Annotated in this window: 4 protein-coding genes and 1 pseudogene; 2 read left to right on the forward strand and 3 right to left on the reverse strand. The window is 35.3% G+C overall.

What is annotated here, in order from left to right; all coding sequences use genetic code 11:
• Positions 1 to 120: helix-turn-helix domain-containing protein (locus ACXM1Q_RS08855; RefSeq protein WP_458516452.1), on the reverse strand; the 120-nt coding region annotated here is incomplete at its 3' end.
• Between the two features lie 416 nt (positions 121 to 536).
• On the opposite strand from ACXM1Q_RS08855, the gene ACXM1Q_RS08860 reads away from it, so the two are divergent.
• Positions 537 to 3,401, forward strand: coding sequence for a DEAD/DEAH box helicase (locus tag ACXM1Q_RS08860; RefSeq protein ID WP_458517747.1), 2,865 nt, complete (start codon positions 537 to 539; stop codon positions 3,399 to 3,401).
• 12 nt (positions 3,402 to 3,413) lie between these two features.
• Here ACXM1Q_RS08860 and ACXM1Q_RS08865 read toward each other — a convergent pair whose 3' ends face one another.
• A complete protein-coding gene (locus ACXM1Q_RS08865; protein ID WP_458517748.1) occupies positions 3,414 to 3,821 on the reverse strand; it encodes a (deoxy)nucleoside triphosphate pyrophosphohydrolase in 408 nt (135 codons plus the stop codon).
• Positions 3,822 to 4,012: 191 nt separating this feature from the next.
• On the opposite strand from ACXM1Q_RS08865, the gene ACXM1Q_RS08870 reads away from it, so the two are divergent.
• Positions 4,013 to 4,225 carry a hypothetical protein gene (locus tag ACXM1Q_RS08870; RefSeq protein ID WP_458517749.1) on the forward strand — a complete coding sequence of 71 codons (213 nt, stop codon included), beginning with the start codon at positions 4,013 to 4,015 and terminating at the stop codon, positions 4,223 to 4,225.
• Here ACXM1Q_RS08870 and ACXM1Q_RS08875 read toward each other — a convergent pair.
• Positions 4,218 to 4,338, reverse strand: a pseudogene (locus ACXM1Q_RS08875) (IS630 family transposase); the annotation flags it as partial. The gene ACXM1Q_RS08870 and the pseudogene ACXM1Q_RS08875 overlap by 8 nt on opposite strands.

A 4,338-nucleotide genomic window follows, 5' to 3' on the forward strand; every position in this document is an offset into this window, starting at 1 on the left:
CTTTTCCCAACTGTATAAAGTATTGATGCTAATATTAAATAAAGCTGCTGTTTCTTTACGTGTATGTCCCTCTTTAACATATTCAAGGACCCGTTTTCTAAAATCAATTCCGTATGCCATAAAAACAGTATATCATATACAGTTTATAATCTAAAAGAGTATAACAAACTCAGAATAAATAGGAATTGCTTCGAGTGGGCTATAATACTCAAAAATTACTTGGAATTCAAGACCTAAACATTACGTTTGATAAGGAATGGCTTATTTATCGTAAAAACAAACGAAATAGATCGGTGTCTCCATAGACAAACGTCCTTGTTACTGTCTATCTGGTGAAATTGCTTGGGAATCCACTGAGGATGTCTACTGATTTTAACGATTGTCAGGAATTTTTTCGCATAGGTTAGTTGATGATTACGGTTTGCTGAATAATTTTAGGAGGAAGAGCTCATTTTTAGATTCTTTTTCTACATACTATTGACTCATGAATAAGGGCATAGGATAATAATTTAAGGTATTTATGAAAGGTAGATTATATGACCGTTATCGATCAATTTGAGAAGAATTTGTTAGAATCCTTGAAATTTAGTTTTATTCATAAAGAATTTGGGCAGAATCAGTCTCATGCGCCGAAGCTATTGATTAATCAGGATGAAACAAAGCGTTATGTTTTACTTGATTTACAAGAAGAATTGGCTAAGGCGACCAATTTTTATTTTTCTGTAGCTTTTGTTACTCAATCTGGGATTGCCTTGATTAAGAGTCAGTTATCTGATTTGCATGATAGAGGTGTTCAAGGTAAAATTCTAATCTCTCCTTATCTAGATTTTAATGATCCTTTAGCAATGAGGGAATTGCTGAAGTTAAAAAATGTGGAAGTTCGTTTGGCGCCAGAAAATCTACAGTTGCATTCAAAAGTTTATTTAATCGATCAAGGTGTAAGGCAAGTTCTGATAAGTGGAAGTTCTAATTTAACTGGGAATGCTTTGAAGAAAAATTATGAATGGAACATTAAACTAACTTCTACTGAAAACGGAGACCTTATTTCAGCTAGTAAAACTGAATTTTTTAGAATTTGGGATCAATCATCCTTGCTAACTGAGGAGATTATAGAGCGATACAGCCAGAAGCGAAAAACAAGGATATTTGTTGATGTAGAAGAGGCAGAAAAATCAAGCTATGTCACAAAATTGGAACCTAATAAAATGCAAGCTTCTGCTTTGACAGCTTTGGAATATAAAAGACAATTGGGACAGAAAAAGTCCTTGGTGATTAGTGCTACGGGGACTGGGAAAACTTATCTTGCGGCTTTTGATGTTAGGAACTATAAGCCGGATCGTTTTTTATTTTTAGTACACCGGGAGCAAATTTTAGAAAAAGCTATTGAGAGTTTTCAAGCAGTTATTGGATTTGAAGATGGGCAAGCGGTAATTTATAAACCGGGATTGGATGTTAGTGAGATTCCTTATTTATTTGCGACTGTTCAAACATTATCACGGGATGAGCATTTGAATCGTTTTACTTCGGATTATTTTGATTATATCTTGATTGATGAGGTTCATAAAGCAGGTGCGAGCTCCTATAAAAAGATTTTGGCCCATTTTGATCCTGATTTTCTCCTTGGAATGACAGCTACACCTGAACGGACAGATGGTCAAAATATCTATGAGTTGTTTGATTATCAGGTGGCATATGAAATTCGACTTCAGGAAGCACTAGATAATGATCTACTTTGCCCCTTTATTTATTATGGAGTGACGGATATCCGGGTAGATGGTGAACTATTAGATGATACAGCGGATTTTAATAGTTTGATTTCGTCAGCTAGATTCCAGCATTTGATTGAGAAGATTAGCTATTATGGTCACTCGGGTGAGCAAGTAAAAGGATTAGTATTTTGTTCACGTAAAGAAGAGGCGAAAGAACTGGCTAGGCTGTTTACAGAACATGGTTGGCCATCACAGTCCTTGGATGGCGATGATTCACAGGCGACACGTTATCAAGCTGTTAAAAACCTAGAAGAAGGCAGACTTTTCTATTTATTTACAGTGGATATTTTTAACGAGGGGATTGACATTCCGAGTGTCAATCAAGTTGTTATGTTGCGGAACACTCAATCGAGCATCGTGTTTGTTCAACAGTTAGGACGGGGGCTTCGAAAACATTCTGAAAAAGAATTCGTTACAATAATTGATTTCATTGGTAACTATAAGAATAATTATTTGATTCCAATTGCTTTGTTTGGAGATCAATCAATGAATAAGGAAAACTACCGTCGTGAAGTTAGAGACTCTGCCGCAATTAAAGGTCTAACAACTGTGAACTTTGAAGCGGTAGCGCGGAAACAGATTTTTGACGCTATTACAAATACCAGTTTATCGGCAATAGCTATGTTAAGAAATTCTTTTAAAGATTTAGAAAATCGATTGGGAAGAATTCCGAGGATGGTAGATTTTCTTGAAAATAACCAGGTGGATCCGTTAATATTTTTTGAAAACAATAGTTTTCGCGCCTATTATCAAGTTGTCTCTAAGTTTTCAACAGAAAATCTTCACTACACTGCGGATGAAGCTCGTGTTTTAGAATTTTTGACTTTTGAGATTCTCGATGGGAAGCGTCCACATGAGCTTCTCCTACTGGAAGAGTTAATTAAACATGATTATATATCCAGAGATGGATTTGTCCAACTATTGTCCTCTAAAGGAATTTCGACTGATCCGGCAGTCATTAGATCTATGGAACGAATTTTAACTCTTGTCTTTCTTAAACAGTCAGAGCAGAAGAGATTTGGGACTGCACCACTCCTTTATGTGAGTGAGACAGGTTACTCTCTATCACCGGAGGTTCGAGAATTTTTAAATGATTTGACCTTCAAACTAGAGTTTATAGACATTTTGCAAGTTGGACTTAAGAAGAGCGCTAATTATCCTAATCTGTTAACGGTTGGTCAGCGCTATACTCGGCGGGATGCTCTCAAATTTTTGAATTTTGAAAAGGACAATACACCACAAAATATTGGTGGTTATATGATCGATGATTATTCAAATTCGTGTCCAATCTTTGTTACCTATCATAAAGATGATGATATAAGTGAAACTATAAAATATGAAGATGAATTCCTAAGTGAAAATACCATGAGATGGTATTCAAAAAATAATCGGAGTTTCAAGTCGCGTGATGTAAGTAGGATTTTAAACTCTGGTGAAAACAACTTACGTTTGGAAATGTTTGTTAAAAAGGATGATTCGGAAAAAGGAGAATTTTATTATTTGGGTCCGGTTCGAGTAATACCAGGTTCAGCTCAGGAAGTTCAGAGAGAAAATGGAAAACTTGTTTCTATGATCTTTGAATTAGAGAAACCGGTAGATCCCTCTTTATATAGATATATTACAGAAAAATAAAAGAAGTGGATCTTAAATATGATCCACTTCTTTTATTGTAAGTAGCTTTACAGCAGGAATATCAACAGGTGCCCAATTAAGGGTTGAAAGCTGCTCAGGAGTTAGCCAGATTGCTTGTTGGTGTTCTAGCAGTTCTAGGTTGCCCGACAGTAATTTAGATAAATAAGTTTTCATACGAACTGTTCCGAATTCATAATTATGATGTGCTTCGTTAAGGAAACTCATAACCTGGATCTCGGAGGCAAATTCTTCTTTAATTTCACGGATAAGAGCTTGTTCAGGATCTTCACCCGGTTCAACTTTTCCACCAGGGAACTCCCAATATCCGGCGAGACTTTTCCCCTTAGGACGTTGAGCGCAGAAGATTTTGCCGTCTTTGACAATAGCGGCGGCAACTACCTCAATGATTCTATCTGACATAAACTTTCCTCCTTCTAAGATATTACCATATTTGCTGGTAGGGAGATGACTTATTATTTCTTGAGAAAGTAAAGGTAAAGGAATACACTTAAAAAGTTTTAAGTATACTAGCAATTTATTGAATTAGACTAGTACCGGGATGATTAGCAGTGATATAATAAAATTGTTTAGTACCTTGAAAGGAGAAAAGAATGGATTTTATACTTGAAAATGAGAAGAAAGTATTCATTAATTTTGAAGAGGGTAGATGGTATTTTCCAGGAGGAAAAGATCTCGAAAAGACTTCTGCTAGTAACGCATATGTTGAAACATTTAAAGATAATAAAATTGAATCATTAGCAAGGGAAATTTGTCAAAATTCGTTAGATGCAACTGATGGATCAGGAAAGCTAATACTCATTTAAAATCAAAAATAGCAGAAGTCCATTCTCTGTGAACAATGGATCTTAACTGAGTGGATGATAGACTTTGAATAACTTCTTGAAGTTTATCAATGACCTCATTTAATGTTTTAAAA

This window comes from Streptococcus sp. 10F2, from assembly GCF_054331515.2.

Bases quoted from the DNA above. Each gene is read 5' to 3' on its own strand.
- ACXM1Q_RS08865 (WP_458517748.1), bottom strand. From the start codon at position 3,821: ATGTCAGATAGAATCATTGAGGTAGTTGCCGCCGCTATTGTCAAAGAC.
- ACXM1Q_RS08860 (WP_458517747.1), top strand. From the start codon at position 537: ATGACCGTTATCGATCAATTTGAGAAGAATTTGTTAGAATCCTTGAAA.
- ACXM1Q_RS08870 (WP_458517749.1), top strand. From the start codon at position 4,013: ATGGATTTTATACTTGAAAATGAGAAGAAAGTATTCATTAATTTTGAA.